Source organism: Microvirga lotononidis (assembly GCF_034627025.1).
In the GTDB taxonomy this organism is placed as follows: Bacteria; Pseudomonadota; Alphaproteobacteria; order Rhizobiales; family Beijerinckiaceae; genus Microvirga; species Microvirga lotononidis.
Genome location: NZ_CP141048.1, coordinates 3676987 through 3692127, shown reverse-complemented (window position 1 = coordinate 3692127; position 15141 = coordinate 3676987). Strand labels below are relative to the sequence as shown.

Genomic DNA, 15141 nt, shown 5'->3' with positions numbered 1-15141 from the left:
CTGAGGTGTTTCCCAAGAATGACCCCATTCCAGAGGGGCAAGGGTAGGACATGGAAATCTTTGTGCAGCAGCTCATCAATGGGCTGACTCTGGGGTCGATTTACGGCCTCATCGCCATCGGCTACACGATGGTCTTCGGTATTATCGGCATGGTGAACTTCGCCCACGGCGACGTCTTCATGCTCTCCGCCTTCATCGCCCTGATTTTCTTCCTGATCCTGACGACTTGGCTCGGGATCTCATCGGTGGTGCTGGCGCTGTTCTTCGTTCTCATCATCGCGATGGTGCTCACCTCCCTGTGGGGCTGGGCCATCGAGCGGATCGCCTACCGGCCCCTGCGCGGGTCGTTCCGCCTGGCGCCGCTGATCTCGGCCATCGGCGTTTCGATCTTCCTGTCCAACTTCGTCCAGGTCACCCAGGGCGCCCGCAACAAGCCAACCCCGCCCATGGTGCAGGACGTGATCGTGCTGTTCCAGGGCGCCAGCGGCTACAACGTCGCCCTCTCCTACAAGCAGATCATCATCATGGTCGTGACGGCCGTGCTGCTCACGATCTTCTGGTACGTCGTCCAGAAGACCTCGCTCGGCCGCGCCCAGCGCGCCTGCGAGCAGGACCGCAAGATGGCCGCCCTTCTCGGCATCAACGTGGACCGGACGATCTCCCTCACCTTCGTGATCGGTGCGTCGCTCGCGGCGGTCGCTGGCACCATGTATCTGCTGTATTATGGCGTTGTGAGCTTCAACGACGGCTTCGTGCCGGGCGTGAAGGCCTTCACGGCAGCGGTTCTGGGCGGCATCGGCTCCCTGCCGGGCGCCGTCCTCGGCGGGCTGATCATCGGCCTCATCGAGACCTTCTGGTCGGCTTATTTCTCGATCGAGTACAAGGACGTGGCCGCGTTCTCGATCCTCGCCATCGTCCTGATCTTCATGCCCTCCGGTATCCTCGGACGGCCTGAGGTCGAGAAGGTTTAAGGGGCCTGAAAAGCATGAACGCTCCTTCCATCACCACCGCGGGCCAGACCCAGGCCGTGACGCGGAAATTCGACCTGAGCGCGGCCCTGAGGGACTCCTTCAAGACCGCGCTGATCATGCTGGGTCTCTCGATCCCGATCCTGGCCTACAAGACGGACCAGTCCGGCGCCGACCTCTACCTCACCCCCCGGTGGGGACTGGTGGCGATCATCTGCGCCATCGTGTTCGGCCTGCGTCTCGCACTGCACGCTTTCACGGCCTCCAGGTCCTACCGCCAGGCCACGCCCAGCTCGCATCAGGCGACGGAGCCGGTCCATGCGGAGCCGAGCGCCTTCCAGCACGTGTCCAAGTTTGCCATTCCCTTCTTCCTCGGGGTGGCGCTGCTCTTTCCGGCCATCATCTACCTGATCCAGGGCGGCCTGAACGAGTCGCGCTACTGGGTCGACCTGGGCATCCTGATCCTCACCTACGTGATGCTCGGATGGGGCCTGAACATCGTGGTCGGCCTCGCGGGCCTGCTCGATCTGGGTTACGTCGCGTTCTACGCGGTCGGGGCCTATTCCTACGCCCTGCTCTCGACCACCTTCGGCCTGTCGTTCTGGATATGCCTGCCGCTGGCCGGCATCCTGGCGGCGTTCTGGGGCATGATCCTCGGCTTCCCGGTCCTGCGTCTGCGCGGCGACTATCTCGCCATCGTGACGCTGGCCTTCGGCGAGATCGTCCGCCTCGTTCTCATCAACTGGGTCGACCTGACCAACGGCGGCGCCGGTATCTCGTCGATCCCGCGCGCGACCTTCTTCGGCATCCCGTTTACCGCGGGCGAAGGCGGCTTCGCGCAGACTTTCGGCCTCGAATTCAACGGCATGCACCGGATCATCTTCCTCTACTACCTGATCCTGGTGCTGGCGCTGATCACCAACTTCGTGACCATGCGTCTGCGCAGGCTGCCCATCGGGCGGGCCTGGGAAGCCCTTCGCGAGGACGAGATCGCCTGCCGGTCGCTCGGCATCAACACCACGAACACCAAGCTGACGGCCTTTGCCATCGGGGCCATGTTCGGCGGCTTCGCCGGCTCGTTTTTCGCGGTCCGCCAGGGCTTCGTCTCTCCGGAAAGCTTCAACTTCCTGGAATCGGCGATCATCCTGGCCATCGTGGTGCTCGGCGGCATGGGCTCGCAGATCGGCGTCGCCATCGCGGCCGTCGTGCTGGTCGGCGGCCCCGAGATGCTGCGCAACCTGACCTTCCTCCAGGCCATCTTCGGATCGGGCTTCGACCCGAACGAGTACCGCCTGCTTCTCTTCGGCGCCGGCATGGTGGCGATGATGGTCTGGCGCCCGCGGGGCCTGATCTCGGAACGTGAACCCTCGGTGATCTTGAAAGAGCGCAAGGCCATTTCCGGCTCGCTCGTGAAGGAAGGACACGGCTAATGCGCTGGCTGCAGGATCCCATCCTCGACGTGCAGCATCTCACGATGCGCTTCGGCGGCCTCGTCGCCATCAACGACCTCTCCTTCAAGGCCGGGCGCGGCGACATCACGGCGCTCATCGGCCCCAACGGAGCGGGCAAGACCACGGTCTTCAACTGCATCACCGGCTTCTACAAGCCGACGGAAGGCATGATCGCGCTGCGCAAGCCCGACGGTTCGCATCTGCTCCTGGAGCGGCTGCCGGGCTACGACATCAACTGGAAGGGCAAGGTCGCCCGCACCTTCCAGAACATCCGCCTGTTCTCCGGCATGACGGTGCTCGAGAACCTGCTGGTGGCCCAGCACAACCCGCTCATGATCGCCTCGGGCTTCACGTTCCTGGGCGTTCTCGGGGTCGGGGGCTACCGCAAGGCCGAGAAGGAGGCCATCGAGAAGGCCAAGTACTGGCTGGAGAAGGCCCGCCTGATCCACCGGGCCGACGACCCGGCCGGCGACCTTCCCTACGGTGACCAGCGCCGCCTGGAAATCGCTCGCGCCATGTGTACGGACCCGCTCCTGCTCTGCCTCGACGAGCCGGCGGCGGGCCTCAATCCGCGCGAATCCCTCGAGCTCAACGAGCTGCTCCTGTCGATCCGCAAGGACAACGGAACGTCGATCCTCCTGATCGAGCACGACATGTCGGTCGTGATGCAGATCTCGGACCATGTAGTGGTGCTCGATTACGGCACCAAAATCTCGGACGGCGCACCCGCCGAGGTCAGGAACGATCCCAAAGTCATCGCTGCCTATCTCGGCGTGGCCGATGACGAAGTCGAGAAGGTCGAGGCGGAGGTCGGCGCATGAGCACCGCTGGAACGAACATCGCGATGCAGGGCCAGGTCTCCCCGGCCGGTCAGCCGCTCCTCAGCGTCCGTGGCGTGAAGACCTATTACGGCAATATCATCGCCCTCAAGGGCGTGGACATGGATGTCCATGAGGGCGAGATCGTCACGCTGATCGGCGCCAACGGGGCCGGCAAGTCCACCCTGATGATGACGATCTTCGGCAACCCGCGCGCTCGCGAGGGCAAGATCACCTATGCGGGCCAGGACATCACCAAGATGGCCACCCACGAGATAGCCCGCATGTCGATCGCCCAGTCTCCCGAAGGCCGGCGCATCTTCCCGCGCATGACGGTGTTCGAGAACCTGCAGATGGGCGCGTCCCTGCACAACATGGCGCATTTCGACCAGGATCTGGAACGGGTCTGCACCCTGTTCCCGCGCCTGAAGGAACGCCTGCAGCAGCGCGGCGGCACCCTGTCCGGCGGCGAGCAGCAGATGCTGGCGATCGCCCGGGCTCTCATGAGCCGCCCGAAGCTCCTCCTCCTGGACGAGCCGTCCCTCGGTCTGGCGCCCCTGATCGTGAAGCAGATCTTCGAGATCATCAAGGAACTGAACGAGAAGGACGGCATGACGGTCTTCCTCGTGGAGCAGAACGCCTACCATGCCCTCAAGCTGGCCCATCGCGGCTACGTGATGGTGACGGGCAACATCACCATGAGCGGCACCGGCAAGGAACTGCTCGAAAATCCGCAAGTCCGGGCAGCCTATCTCGAAGGGGGGCATCACTGATGCAGGGCATCCTCTACGAAGAGCCGTCGATCTGGCTCTTTCTTCTCATCACCGTGATCATGGGCGGGTGGGCGGCCTGGATGACCGGCCGGGCCATCGCGCTGACCTGGCGACCTTTCTGGACGCTGATCATCTACCTCTTCATCCTCGGCGCCGCGGTGCGCTTCATCCACTTCGCCCTGTTCGGCGGGACGCTGCTGTCGATCCATTATTACGCGGTCGACACCATCGTGCTGCTGATCGTCGGCGCCCTGGGTTTCCAGTACCGCCGCGCCCGCATGATGACCACCCAATACCGCTGGCTCTACGAGCGGAGCGGCCCCTTCTCCTGGCGGGAAAAGACGTCCGCCGTGAAGGGCTGAGCGCATCGTGCGGAAAGGCGGATCAGGCTTTCCGCACCGAACGATGCGCTGCGTTAAAAAGACGGCGCATCGGATTGATCCCAAAAAGGGTTTCCTCTTTTGGGCCCGACGCTCCGGTCGAAAAATTCCCAGGTGACATCCGCTTAAAAAACAGCATGATGTTACCTCGGATGACGGGTCTACCGTCAAACCGGCCCCACAAAGGAAGGGGGGCCTATAAAACCACCCAGAGGAGTGACCTCATGAAAAAACTGCTGTTGACCGGCGTGGCGCTTGGTCTTGGCCTCGCCTTCTCCAGCGCTGCCAGCGCCCAGATCAAGATCGGCGTCGCTGGCCCCATCACCGGCCCGAACGCGGCCTTCGGCGCCCAGCTGAAGAACGGCGTCGAGCAGGCTGTCGAAGACATCAATGCCGCTGGCGGCATCAATGGACAGAAGCTCCAGGTCGTCGTCGGCGACGACGTGTCCGATCCGAAGCAGGGCGTGTCGGTGGCGAACAAGTTCGCCGCTGAAGGCGTGAAGTTCGTCGTCGGCCACTTCAACTCCGGCGTTTCGATCCCCGCCTCCTCCGTCTACGAGGAAGCTGGCATCGTCCAGGTTTCGCCCGCTTCGACCAACCCGCAGTTCACCGAGCGCGGCCTGTGGAACACCTTCCGCACCTGCGGACGCGACGACCAGCAGGGCCTCGTTGCCGGCAGCTACCTCGCCGACAAGTTCAAGGGCAAGAAGGTCGCCGTCATCCACGACAAGACCCCCTACGGAAAGGGCCTTGCCGACGAGACCCAGAAGACCATGAACTCCAAGGGTCTGAAGGAAGTCGTCTATGAAGGCGTGAACCCGGGCGAGAAGGACTACTCCGCTCTCGTGTCGAAGCTGAAGCAGGCTGGCGTCGACGTCGTCTATTTCGGCGGCCTCCACACGGAAGCCGGCCTCATCATCCGCCAGATGCGCGACCAGGGCCTGAACGCCCCGCTCATGTCGGGTGACGGCATCGTGTCGGCCGAGTTCGTCTCGATCGCCGGCCCGGGCGCCGAAGGCACCCTGATGACCTTCTCGCCGGATCCGCGCAAGAACCCGAACGCCAAGGACGTGGTGGCCAAGTTCAAGGCCAAGAACTACGAGCCTGAAGCCTACACGCTCTACAGCTATGCGGCCGCCCAGATCCTGGCCGACGCCGCCAAGCAGGCCGGCAGCTTCGACGGCAAGAAGGTTGCCGACGTCATGAAGGCCGGCAAGCCCTTCAAGACCGTCATCGGTGACCTCTCCTTCGACAAGAAGGGCGACATCACCCGTCCGGACTACGTCATGTACGTCTGGAAGAAGGGCGCCGACGGCAAGATCGACTACACGGGCAACGAACTCGCCATGTAATCGATCGGCCTGAAAGCCGACATTCGGAGACCCGCCCTGGCGACAGGGCGGGTTTTCTTATGGACATCCTGCTCAAGGGCCGAGCCAGAAACAGGAAACCGAGGCTTCTCCGTTTTCCGTTGATATAACCCACGTCGTGGCCGGGCTCGTCCCGGCCACCCACGTCTTGGGAACCACAGCCCAGCAAAGGCGTGGATGCCCGGCACAAGGCCGGGCATGACGAGAAAAATGAATTTCCAACCGGCCTCTCGGAAACTGGTGACGATGCCCGCTCTCAACCTTTCCCTGCTCAAGAACTCCTACGCCGTCTGCCGTTTTCCTTCAGACACGCCGGCCGTGGCTCCTGCACCCGGCCCCTTCTCTCTCCTCGTCCAGGCGACCGAGGAAACGACGCTCGTCTGCCCCCTCGACCATGCCCCGCCGCACGCCGAAATCGATGCCGGCTGGCGCTGCTTCCGGATCGAACAGAGCTTCGATTTCAGTGTTCCGGGTATTCTCGCTTCCGTGCTCGCGCCGCTGGCGGGCGCCGGCGTGGGCATCTTCGCCACCTCCACCTTCAGCACCGATTACGTGCTGGTGAAGGCGGGCGATACGGACAAGGCCGCCGCGGCGCTGAGAGCCGCCGGGCACACGGTCCGAAGCGAGGAGTGATCAGGCCCGCTCGATCCGGGCGGCGAAGCAGCCGCGCCGGGCGAAATGGGCATCGATATGCGCGACGTGCGTGTTGGCGAAGAACCGTCCGATCACCTCGAGAACGTCCTCACCCTCGGCCACCTCCGCATCGACGATGAAGGCTGCGGCATCATAGGCCCTTAAGGACAGGAGTCGGTCCCGCATCATCGGTGGCAATTCGCCCCGATACGTCCCGGCCTTCCCTGACCGGCTGACGAAGATCGGACCGGCCGCGCGATAGGGTGACGTCCCGGTCGTCTGATGAGCGTGGTTGAGCAGCAGAAGCTCCTCCCCGACCGCAACCCGGGTCAGGGACACGCGGCACGGATAGGCATCGGCCTCATCGGCATGGACGCGCTGGGCGCCGATGGCCCTGAGGTCGGCATCATTCAGTTCGAACAGGGGCGCGAAAGGCTCGGCATCGAGGCCGCGGATCAGGAAGGACATAGGCGATCTCCGTGTGGGATCACCACGATGGCAAGTTCGTCCCCCTGGAGCGACCCGATTCCTGTGCGGCGCTACCCCAGCGTCCCCAGCGCCGGAAACGTCTCCAGGAGCCAGAACGACATGTTGCCGATCCAGCCGGTGAGGAAGGCGATGCCGGTGAGGACGAGGAGAACGCCCATGACCTTCTCGATCAGGGCGAAGCGGGAGCGCATGCGCTTCAGAAGCGCCACGAACGGCTTCATGGCGAAGGCGGCGAGCAGGAAGGGAATGCCGAGTCCGGCCGAATAGGCGGCGAGCAAAAGGGCGCCGTAAGACACGCTGTCCTCCGAGCCAGCCACGGTCAGGATCGCGGCGAGGACCGGACCGATGCAGGGTGTCCAGCCGAAGGCGAAGGCAAGGCCCATCACGTAGGCGCCCCAGAGCCCCACGGGTCTCGTCACCTGGAACCGGGCCTCGCGGTAGAACAGGCCGATGCGGAAGAGCCCGAGGAAATGCAGGCCCATCACGATGATGGCGATGCCCGCCACGGTGCTCAGGACATCGAGATATTGCCGGATCACCTGCCCCAGGGCCGAGGCCGTGGCTCCCAGCAGCACGAAGACGGTCGAGAAGCCCGCCACGAACAGCAAGGCCGCCAGGATGGCCCGCTGCCGGACGGCGCGGTCGTCTCCCGCGCTCAGCCGGTCGAAGGTGGTGCCGGCGAGAAACGACAGGTAGGGCGGCACCAGCGGCAGGACGCAGGGACTTAAGAAACTGATGAGGCCGCCGAGCGCCGCGGCCGGATAGGAAACACTGAGCATGGGAGCCTTCTATCCTGTCGCGGCCGCTTGAGAAAGGCGGTGAAAGGCCCGTTCTCCAGCTTGTGAAGGCGGCCGAAATTCGGTTTGCTTCACCCCATGACACAGCGCCGCAATCTCATCACCGACGTCCCCGGCCTTCGCATCGGCAATGCCCAGGATTCCGCCCTCGGCTCCGGCGTGACAGTCGCGCTCTTCGACGCGCCGGCCGTCGCCTCGGCCTTCGTCATGGGCGGGGCTCCGGCCACCCGCGAGACCGATCTGCTCGACCCGGACAAGATGGCGCCCGGCATCCACGGGGTCGTGCTCTCCGGCGGCTCCGCCTTTGGCCTCGATGCGGCCAGTGGAGTTCAGGCTTACTTAAGAGAACAGGGGATCGGCTTCGCCGTCCGGGATGCGCTCGTCCCCCTGGTCCCGCAGGCGTGCATCTTCGATCTCATCAACGGCGGCAACAAGGATTGGGGCCGTTACCCGCCCTATCGGGAACTCGGCTACGACGCGGCCCGCCAGGCCGGACCGGACTTTGAACTCGGCACGGCCGGGGGCGGATACGGCGCCACGACGGCGAATTTCAAAGGAGGCCTCGGCTCGGCCAGCGCCGTCACCTCAGCCGGTCACACGGTCGGAGCGCTCGTGGTGGTGAACAGCATTGCCTCGGCGGTCATCGGCAACGGCCCGCATTTCTGGGCGGGCGCCCTGGAGGAAGGCGGGGAATTCGGCGGGTACGGGCATCCCGAGCGCGTCGATGCGCAGAAACGCCAGCTCGTCTGGAAAGGCGGGCCGCAGCCGGCCACGACTATCGCGCTCGTCGCGACGGACGCTGCCTTGACGAAGGCCCAGGCCAAACGCCTCGCCATCGCGTCCCATGCGGGGCTTGCCCGGGCTCTGCGCTTCTCTCACGCCCTGTTCGACGGCGACACGATCTTCACCGCCGCTACGGGGCGCAGGCCGCTCCAGGACGAGGCGGCGGAGTTCACGGAACTCACGGCTCTTGCCGCCGACGCGCTGACCCGCGCGATCGCACGCGGGGTCTACGAGGCGACGGCCCTGCCCTATCCGGACGCGCAGCCGGCCTGGCGGGACAGGTTCTCGCGAGGCTAGCGCATCGGACGGAAAAGTGGCCCGGTTTTCCGCCGAATCCGATGCGCCAGCCAAGAGAAGGAGCATCGGATGAATCCCAAAAGTGGTCTCCACTTTTGGGTCCGAGGCTCTAGAACCTATCCGCCCGATAAGGCTTCGGATCGACGACAGGCGTCTCGCCAGTGATCATCTCGGCCAGGAGCCGTCCCGTCACCGGGCCGAGGGTCAGGCCATGATGGGCGTGGCCGAAGCCGAACCAGAGGTTCTTGTGCTTGGGCGCCGGGCCGATGATCGGCATCATGTCCGGGGTGCAGGGGCGCATGCCCATCCAGGGCTCGGGATCGACCCGCTCGCCCAGGGGGAAGAAGTCCCGGGCGATGGGCTCGGCCCGCTGAAGCTGAACCGGCGTCTTAGGCGCGTCGCGGTTGGCGAACTCGGCCCCTGTCGTCAGGCGGATGCCCTTCGTCATCGGGGCGAGGAAATAGCCCCGGTCGAAATCGAGGGTCGGCCGGTTGAGCACCGCATTGCCCACGGCCTTGTAATGCATGTGGTAGCCGCGCTTGACAGCCAGAGGCAGGTTATAGCCGAGCTTCGTCGTCACCACGTCGGCCCAGGCGCCCAGGGCGATGACGACCTCGCCGGCGTCGACCGGCCCCTTCTCCGTCTGGACGCGCCAGCCGGTCGGAGTCTGCTCGAGCGTGCGGGCGTCGCCCGCCGCCAGTTCGCCGCCGAGCCGCTCGAACAGCCCGACATAACCCATGGTCAGCATGTGCGGGTCGGACACCGAGGCCGGATCGGTCCAATGAATGCCGCCCTTCGTCTCGACCTTGAGATGCGGCTCGCGCTCGGCCACGGCCCGCGTGTCGAGCGCATCGAAATTGACGCCGAAGTCGCGCTTCACGTCCTCCGCGTCCTTGAACTGCTCGTCGCGGCTCTTCTCGTCGCGGAACACCTTCATCCAGCCGGTCGGACGGATCAGGTGCGTGGAGCCGGATTCCTCCGCCAGCGCCATGTGCTCGGTGACGCTGCGCTCGATGAGAGGCGCGTACATCCGGGCGATCGCCTTGTGCTGGGCGGGACGGGAATGCATCCAGTACTGCCACAGGAACGGTGCGAGCCTGGGGATCGCGGCCCAATGGTAATGGGCGTCGATGGTGTTGTTGAGGGCATAGCGCAGCAGGGCGCCGAAATCGTGCGGGAAGCCGTAAGGATAGACGCCCTCGCGCTGGATCAGGCCGGCATTGCCGAAAGAGGTCTCTTCGCCTGGCTTGCGCTTGTCGACGAGCAGGACCGACCGTCCTCGCTTCTGCAGATGCACCGCAATCGACACGCCGACGATGCCGGCACCCAGAACAACCACATCCTTACGCATCGAGACCCTGCCCCGTTCCGCCATCCGCCAGGATCGGAAGACGACGTTCATGCCTATTGATGAGGCATCTTTACTCCCGTTGGCTCGAAGCCGTCCACGGATTTCATGCCGCAAAAGCCCCCTTCCCCAGCCAAGTGGTCTTCAATTGGTCCGAGCGAGCGGCTCGATGCCCCGTTGCGGCGGGAAAAGGCTCGTGCTACCGGCGCGGCATGACACGCCCGCTCCTCATTGCCCCCTCGATCCTGGCTTCCGATTTCTCGAAGCTCGGCGAAGAAATCCGCGCCATCGACTCCGCCGGTGCGGACTGGATCCATATCGACGTGATGGACGGGCATTTCGTGCCGAACATCACCATCGGCCCCGACGTGGTGAAGGCCCTGCGCCCTCATACGTCCAAGCCCTTCGACGTCCACCTGATGATCGCCCCGGTCGATCCCTACCTGGAAGCCTTCGCCAAGGCGGGCGCCGACATCATCAGCATTCATGCGGAAGCCGGGCCGCACCTGCACCGCTCGCTCCAGACCATCCGCAAGCTCGGCAAGAAGGCCGGCATCGTGCTCAATCCCGGCACGCATGAAGGCTCCATCGAGCCTGTGATCGACGAGGTCGACCTGATCCTTCTGATGACGGTCAATCCGGGCTTCGGCGGACAGGCCTTCATCCCCTCGGTCTGCCACAAGCTGCGCCGGATCAAGGAAATGGTCGGAGACCGGGACATCGACATCGAGATCGACGGCGGCGTGACGTCCGAGACCGCGCCGCTGGTGGCGGAAGCCGGAGCCAACGTGCTCGTCGCGGGCTCCGCCACGTTCAAGGGCGGTCCCGGCGCCTATGCGTCCAACATGGCGGCCATTCGCGAGGCGGCCGCAAAGGCGCGTTGAGATCAAAGGGCTATCGTGCTACCGCGCGGGCATATCACCCGCGTGGAAGTGGAAAGCCATGATCCCCCGTTACAGCCGTCCCGAGATGGTGGCCATCTGGTCGCCGGAAACCAAGTTCCGCATCTGGTTCGAGATCGAGGCCCACGCCACGACGGCGCTCGCCAATCTCGGCGTCGTGCCGAAAGAAGCCGCGGAGAAGGTCTGGGAGGAGGGCTCCAAGGCCACCTTCGACGTGGAGCGGATCGACGCCATCGAGCGTGAGGTGAAGCACGATGTCATCGCCTTCCTCACGCATCTGGCCGAGATCGTGGGACCCGAGGCTCGCTTCGTCCACCAGGGCATGACCTCCTCGGACGTGCTGGACACCACCTTCAACGTGCAGCTCGCCCGCGCGTCCGACCTTCTCCTGCACGATCTCGACGAGCTGCTGGCCGCTATCAAGCGCCGGGCCTTCGAGCACAAGATGACGCCGACTATCGGCCGCTCGCACGGCATCCACGCGGAGCCCACCACCTTCGGCCTCAAGCTCGCCCAGGCCTATGCGGAGTTCGAGCGCTGCAAGGTCCGCCTGATCGAGGCGCGGCGGGAGATTTCCACCTGCGCCATCTCGGGCGCGGTCGGCACCTTCGCCAATATCGACCCGAGCGTCGAAGAATACGTGGCCGAGCAGATGGGCCTCCAGGTCGAGCCGGTCTCGACCCAAGTCATCCCCCGCGACCGGCACGCCATGTATTTCGCCACCCTCGGCGTCATCGCGTCCTCCATCGAGCGCCTGGCCACGGAAGTGCGCCACCTGCAGCGGAGCGAAGTCCTTGAGGCGGAAGAGTTCTTCTCGGCCGGCCAGAAGGGCTCCTCCGCCATGCCGCACAAGCGCAATCCCGTGCTCACCGAGAACTTGACGGGCCTTGCCCGCATGGTCCGGGCCTACGCCATGCCGGCCATGGAGAACGTGGCGCTCTGGCACGAGCGGGACATCTCCCACTCGTCCGTCGAGCGCATGATCGGCCCCGACGCCACCGTGACCCTGGACTTCGCGCTCGCCCGCCTGACCAGCGTCATCGACAAGCTGGTGGTCTACCCGGAGAACATGCAGAAGAACCTGGACCGTCTCGGCGGCCTCGTCCACTCACAGCGGGTTCTGCTGGCCCTGACCCAGAAGGGCGCATCCCGCGAGGATGCCTACCGGCTCGTCCAGCGCAACGCCATGCCGGTCTGGCGCGGGGAAGGCGACTTCCTGACCCTGCTGAAGAACGACGCGGACGTGACGAAGTACCTGTCCCCGGACGAGATCGCAGCGTGCTTCGACCTCGGCTACCACTTCAAGCATGTGGATACGATCTTCACGCGGGTCTTCGGCGCAGGCGGCGCATAGCTCGGGGGTTGGAAATATTTCCCGACTGAGCAAGAATCCCCAGTCAGGCGTCGGGCCCAGGAGTGGTGTCCGCTTTTGGGTCCGATGCCTCTCTTTTGACGAACGCATCGTCCGGTGCGGAAAACCGGAGCCACTTTTCCGCCCGATGCGTTGAAAGATCAATGGCGCGGGGGTTGTTGCCATGCTGTCGGAGAAGCTTCTCGATCTTGCGTTCACGCGGGCCATAAAACACGGCACCCTGGAGATGATAACGGCCAGGGGCAAGCGTTTCACGTTCGGCAACGGGGCCGAGCCGCAGGTCTCGATCCGGTTCACGGATGCCGCAGCCCAGATGGCCCTCTGCCTTCACCCGGAGCTGAAGCTCGGTGAATTGTTCGTCGACGGCCGCCTCGTCATCGAGAAGGGCAATATCCTCGACCTGCTCCAACTCCTCCTTCAGGACACCCATGGGGAGCTCGACGAGCTTCCCCTGCATCGCCTGCGCAAGATCCGCGCCTGGATGATGCGGCGGGCCGAGAACGACGCCATCCGCTCGAAGCGCAACGTCGCCCACCATTACGATCTCGACGGCCGGCTCTACGCCCTCTTCCTCGACGGCGACCGCCAGTATTCCTGCGCCTATTTCGACCATCCCGACGCGAGCCTCGAAGAGGCGCAGATGGCCAAGAAGCGGCACATCGCGGCCAAACTGCTGGTCGATCCGGGCCACAGCGTCCTGGACATCGGCTCCGGCTGGGGCGGAATGGGGCTCTATCTGGCCCAGGTGGCCGGCGCAGGCTCCGTCAAGGGAATCACGCTCTCGGAGGAGCAGCTGGAGGCATCGCGCAAGCGGTCCGCCACCGCGTGCCTCCAGGACCGTGTGCAATTCGAGCTTCAGGATTACCGCGACACGAAAGGCTCCTTCGACCGCATCGTCTCGGTCGGCATGTTCGAGCATGTCGGCGTGTCCTCCTACGACGCCTATTTCCAGGCCAGCCGGAGCCTCCTGAAGGCCGACGGCGTCATGCTCCTCCACACCATCGGGCGAACCGGCACGCCCTACCCGACCAATCCGTGGATCACGAAATACATCTTCCCGGGCGGCCATCTGCCCGTCCTGTCGGAGATGATGCCCGCCATCGAGCGCGCCGGGCTGGTGGTGACCGACATCGAGATCCTTCGCCTGCACTACGCCTATACCTTGAAGGCCTGGCGCGAGCGCTTCATGGCCCATCGCGAAGAGGTCCTGCGCCTCTATGACGAGCGTTTCTGCCGGATGTGGGAATGCTATCTCGCCATGTCCGAATCCGCCTTCCGCTGGCAGGACGCGGTCGTCTTCCAGGTCCAGCTCGCCCGCCGCAACGACGCGGTACCCCTGACCCGCGACTACATCGCGGAACGGGAGGCCGTCCTGAAGGAGGCCGAGCAGAACATGGAGTTGAAGCGGAGCGCTTGAACCTGCCTCGGCGGGTCTTTATCTCCCGGTCATGAAAACCTCCGATTGCGAAATCCTCATCGTTCCCGGCCACACCAATTCCGGCGAAGACCATTGGCAGAGCCGGTGGGAGCGCCAGCTCTCGACCGCTTGGCGCGTCGAACAGGAGAACTGGGACGCCCCCAACAAGGACGCCTGGGTCGAGCGCATCGTGCGCGACGTGGAGCGCGCCCAGAAGCCGGTCGTGCTCGTTGGGCACAGCCTCGGCGTGCTGGCCATCGCCCATGCGGCGCCGCAGCTCGCGGGCGGGAAGGCCAAGGGCGCCTTCCTGGTCAGCCTGCCGGACGTGGAACGGCCCGACTTCATCCCGGCCATCGACCGGGCCTTCGCGCCGATCCCGCGCGAGCCTTTCCCCTTCCCGTCCGTTCTCGTGGCCAGCCGCACCGATCCGCATTGCGACTACGCCAAGGCGGAAGACATCGCCTATGCCTGGGGCTCGGCCATCGTCGACGCGGGCGATGCGGGCCACCTGAACACGGAGAGCGGCCACGGCCCGTGGCCCGAGGGCCTCATGCGTTTCGCCGGATTCCTGAAACGGCTGTGAACCTCCGGAGAGGCTGACTACGAGGATGCCTCCGACCTTATCCACATGACGAAAAGTTCATGCGGCGGTCACCTGAGCGAGAGCAGGATGAGAGCAATCTTGTCCTATCGCCACAACGGAGGATATCCATGAAGACCTTTGCAACCGTCGCTCTCGCCGCCCTGCTGGCAGGCTCCGGGACTTACGCGTTCGCACAGCAGAATCCTGCCCCGAATGCGCCGGCGGCCTCCCAGGACCAGGGCCAGCAGAACCGCCGCCCCCGCATGAGCCAGGACGATTACAACCGGCTGGTGGATGCCCGTGTCGCGGCGATCAAGGCCGGCCTGAAGCTGTCTGCCGATCAGGAACGCCTGTGGGGTCCGGTGGAAACCGCGATCCGGACGTCGGCCTCCGAGCGCTATACCCGCATGCAGCAGTTTCGTGAGAACCGCGACCAGCGCCGCTCCATGGACCTGATGCAGCGCCTCGAGCAGCGCAGCACCATGCTGAACGAAAGCGCCCAGCGCTCCGCCGCGCTGACCAAAGCCCTCCGCCCGCTCTGGGACAGCTTCAGCGAGGACCAGAAGCGGATTGCCCCGCGCCTCATGCGTGAAGCCATCAACGGCGGCTGGGGCGAGCAGCGCGGACGGGCCGGCCGGGACGGCCATCACGGACGCCGTGCCGCGATGATGATGGACCATGGCCCCGGCATGATGGGCCACGGTCCTCGCGGCCCTGCCTCGCAGCAGTAAGGCAGCGAGCGCAACAGGGGGATCCGGCT

At 64.9% G+C, this 15141-nt stretch carries 16 protein-coding genes; 13 read left to right on the top strand and 3 right to left on the bottom strand.

Annotation, left to right across the window (positions count from 1 at the left end):
- The first annotated feature begins 50 nt into the window (after positions 1-50).
- The 7 genes from U0023_RS17450 to U0023_RS17420 all read left to right on the top strand — a co-directional run bounded on the left by U0023_RS17450 (position 51) and on the right by U0023_RS17420 (position 6393).
- A complete protein-coding gene (locus U0023_RS17450; RefSeq protein WP_009494112.1) occupies positions 51-971 on the top strand; it encodes a branched-chain amino acid ABC transporter permease in 921 nt (306 codons plus the stop codon).
- Between the two features lie 14 nt (positions 972-985).
- Entirely contained in the window at positions 986-2398 is a 1413-nt protein-coding gene (gene livM / locus U0023_RS17445; protein ID WP_009494113.1) for a high-affinity branched-chain amino acid ABC transporter permease LivM, read from the top strand.
- Positions 2398-3240, top strand: coding sequence for an ABC transporter ATP-binding protein (locus tag U0023_RS17440; protein WP_009494114.1), 843 nt, complete (start codon positions 2398-2400; stop codon positions 3238-3240). Before livM ends, U0023_RS17440 begins: the two co-directional genes overlap by 1 nt.
- Positions 3237-4010 (top strand): ABC transporter ATP-binding protein, encoded by a 774-nt coding sequence (locus U0023_RS17435; protein WP_009494115.1) that lies wholly within the window; start codon positions 3237-3239, stop codon positions 4008-4010. The genes U0023_RS17440 and U0023_RS17435 overlap by 4 nt, the downstream gene beginning before the upstream one ends.
- Positions 4010-4372: a DUF6867 family protein gene (locus U0023_RS17430; protein WP_009494116.1), complete on the top strand. Its 363-nt coding sequence runs from the start codon at positions 4010-4012 to the stop codon at positions 4370-4372. The genes U0023_RS17435 and U0023_RS17430 overlap by 1 nt, the downstream gene beginning before the upstream one ends.
- A gap of 242 nt (positions 4373-4614) precedes the next feature.
- Positions 4615-5742 (top strand): branched-chain amino acid ABC transporter substrate-binding protein, encoded by a 1128-nt coding sequence (locus tag U0023_RS17425; RefSeq protein WP_009494117.1) that lies wholly within the window; start codon positions 4615-4617, stop codon positions 5740-5742.
- 264 nt (positions 5743-6006) lie between these two features.
- The gene (locus tag U0023_RS17420; RefSeq protein WP_040639626.1) at positions 6007-6393 is read left to right on the top strand and encodes an ACT domain-containing protein; all 387 of its coding nucleotides are present in this window, start codon (positions 6007-6009) and stop codon (positions 6391-6393) included.
- On the opposite strand, the gene U0023_RS17415 is transcribed toward U0023_RS17420, so the two are convergent.
- Together U0023_RS17415 and U0023_RS17410 are read right to left on the bottom strand one after the other, a co-directional pair.
- Positions 6394-6861, bottom strand: a complete 468-nt coding sequence (locus tag U0023_RS17415) for a DUF1203 domain-containing protein (RefSeq protein ID WP_009494119.1) — start codon at positions 6859-6861, stop codon at positions 6394-6396.
- Positions 6862-6932: 71 nt separating this feature from the next.
- On the bottom strand, positions 6933-7661 hold the full coding sequence (locus U0023_RS17410; protein ID WP_009494120.1) for a cytochrome c biogenesis CcdA family protein: 729 nt from the start codon (positions 7659-7661) through the stop codon (positions 6933-6935).
- Positions 7662-7757: 96 nt separating this feature from the next.
- Between U0023_RS17410 and U0023_RS17405 the strand changes: the two genes are divergently transcribed.
- Complete coding sequence (locus U0023_RS17405) at positions 7758-8759, top strand: P1 family peptidase (protein ID WP_009494121.1); 1002 nt, start codon at positions 7758-7760, stop codon at positions 8757-8759.
- A gap of 109 nt (positions 8760-8868) precedes the next feature.
- Here the strand turns inward: U0023_RS17405 and U0023_RS17400 are convergent, their stop codons facing one another.
- The gene (locus U0023_RS17400; protein ID WP_009494122.1) at positions 8869-10110 is read right to left on the bottom strand and encodes an NAD(P)/FAD-dependent oxidoreductase; all 1242 of its coding nucleotides are present in this window, start codon (positions 10108-10110) and stop codon (positions 8869-8871) included.
- A 209-nt stretch (positions 10111-10319) separates the two neighbouring features.
- On the opposite strand from U0023_RS17400, the gene rpe reads away from it, so the two are divergent.
- From rpe to U0023_RS17375, 5 genes are all read left to right on the top strand, one after another.
- On the top strand, positions 10320-10991 hold the full coding sequence (gene rpe, locus U0023_RS17395) for a ribulose-phosphate 3-epimerase (RefSeq protein ID WP_040639325.1): 672 nt from the start codon (positions 10320-10322) through the stop codon (positions 10989-10991).
- 58 nt (positions 10992-11049) lie between these two features.
- Complete coding sequence (gene purB, locus U0023_RS17390) at positions 11050-12363, top strand: adenylosuccinate lyase (RefSeq protein ID WP_009494126.1); 1314 nt, start codon at positions 11050-11052, stop codon at positions 12361-12363.
- Positions 12364-12544: 181 nt separating this feature from the next.
- Entirely contained in the window at positions 12545-13798 is a 1254-nt protein-coding gene (locus tag U0023_RS17385) for an SAM-dependent methyltransferase (RefSeq protein WP_009494128.1), read from the top strand.
- 31 nt (positions 13799-13829) lie between these two features.
- Complete coding sequence (locus tag U0023_RS17380) at positions 13830-14381, top strand: RBBP9/YdeN family alpha/beta hydrolase (RefSeq protein WP_009494130.1); 552 nt, start codon at positions 13830-13832, stop codon at positions 14379-14381.
- 128 nt (positions 14382-14509) lie between these two features.
- A complete protein-coding gene (locus U0023_RS17375) occupies positions 14510-15112 on the top strand; it encodes a Spy/CpxP family protein refolding chaperone (RefSeq protein ID WP_009494132.1) in 603 nt (200 codons plus the stop codon).
- The last annotated feature ends 29 nt before the right edge of the window (positions 15113-15141 follow it).

Bases quoted from the DNA above. Each gene is read 5' to 3' on its own strand.
- U0023_RS17450 (WP_009494112.1), top strand. From the start codon at position 51: ATGGAAATCTTTGTGCAGCAGCTCATCAATGGGCTGACTCTGGGGTCG.
- livM (WP_009494113.1), top strand. From the start codon at position 986: ATGAACGCTCCTTCCATCACCACCGCGGGCCAGACCCAGGCCGTGACG.
- U0023_RS17440 (WP_009494114.1), top strand. From the start codon at position 2,398: ATGCGCTGGCTGCAGGATCCCATCCTCGACGTGCAGCATCTCACGATG.
- U0023_RS17435 (WP_009494115.1), top strand. From the start codon at position 3,237: ATGAGCACCGCTGGAACGAACATCGCGATGCAGGGCCAGGTCTCCCCG.
- U0023_RS17430 (WP_009494116.1), top strand. From the start codon at position 4,010: ATGCAGGGCATCCTCTACGAAGAGCCGTCGATCTGGCTCTTTCTTCTC.
- U0023_RS17425 (WP_009494117.1), top strand. From the start codon at position 4,615: ATGAAAAAACTGCTGTTGACCGGCGTGGCGCTTGGTCTTGGCCTCGCC.
- U0023_RS17420 (WP_040639626.1), top strand. From the start codon at position 6,007: ATGCCCGCTCTCAACCTTTCCCTGCTCAAGAACTCCTACGCCGTCTGC.
- U0023_RS17415 (WP_009494119.1), bottom strand. From the start codon at position 6,861: ATGTCCTTCCTGATCCGCGGCCTCGATGCCGAGCCTTTCGCGCCCCTG.
- U0023_RS17410 (WP_009494120.1), bottom strand. From the start codon at position 7,661: ATGCTCAGTGTTTCCTATCCGGCCGCGGCGCTCGGCGGCCTCATCAGT.
- U0023_RS17405 (WP_009494121.1), top strand. From the start codon at position 7,758: ATGACACAGCGCCGCAATCTCATCACCGACGTCCCCGGCCTTCGCATC.
- U0023_RS17400 (WP_009494122.1), bottom strand. From the start codon at position 10,110: ATGCGTAAGGATGTGGTTGTTCTGGGTGCCGGCATCGTCGGCGTGTCG.
- rpe (WP_040639325.1), top strand. From the start codon at position 10,320: ATGACACGCCCGCTCCTCATTGCCCCCTCGATCCTGGCTTCCGATTTC.
- purB (WP_009494126.1), top strand. From the start codon at position 11,050: ATGATCCCCCGTTACAGCCGTCCCGAGATGGTGGCCATCTGGTCGCCG.
- U0023_RS17385 (WP_009494128.1), top strand. From the start codon at position 12,545: ATGCTGTCGGAGAAGCTTCTCGATCTTGCGTTCACGCGGGCCATAAAA.
- U0023_RS17380 (WP_009494130.1), top strand. From the start codon at position 13,830: ATGAAAACCTCCGATTGCGAAATCCTCATCGTTCCCGGCCACACCAAT.
- U0023_RS17375 (WP_009494132.1), top strand. From the start codon at position 14,510: ATGAAGACCTTTGCAACCGTCGCTCTCGCCGCCCTGCTGGCAGGCTCC.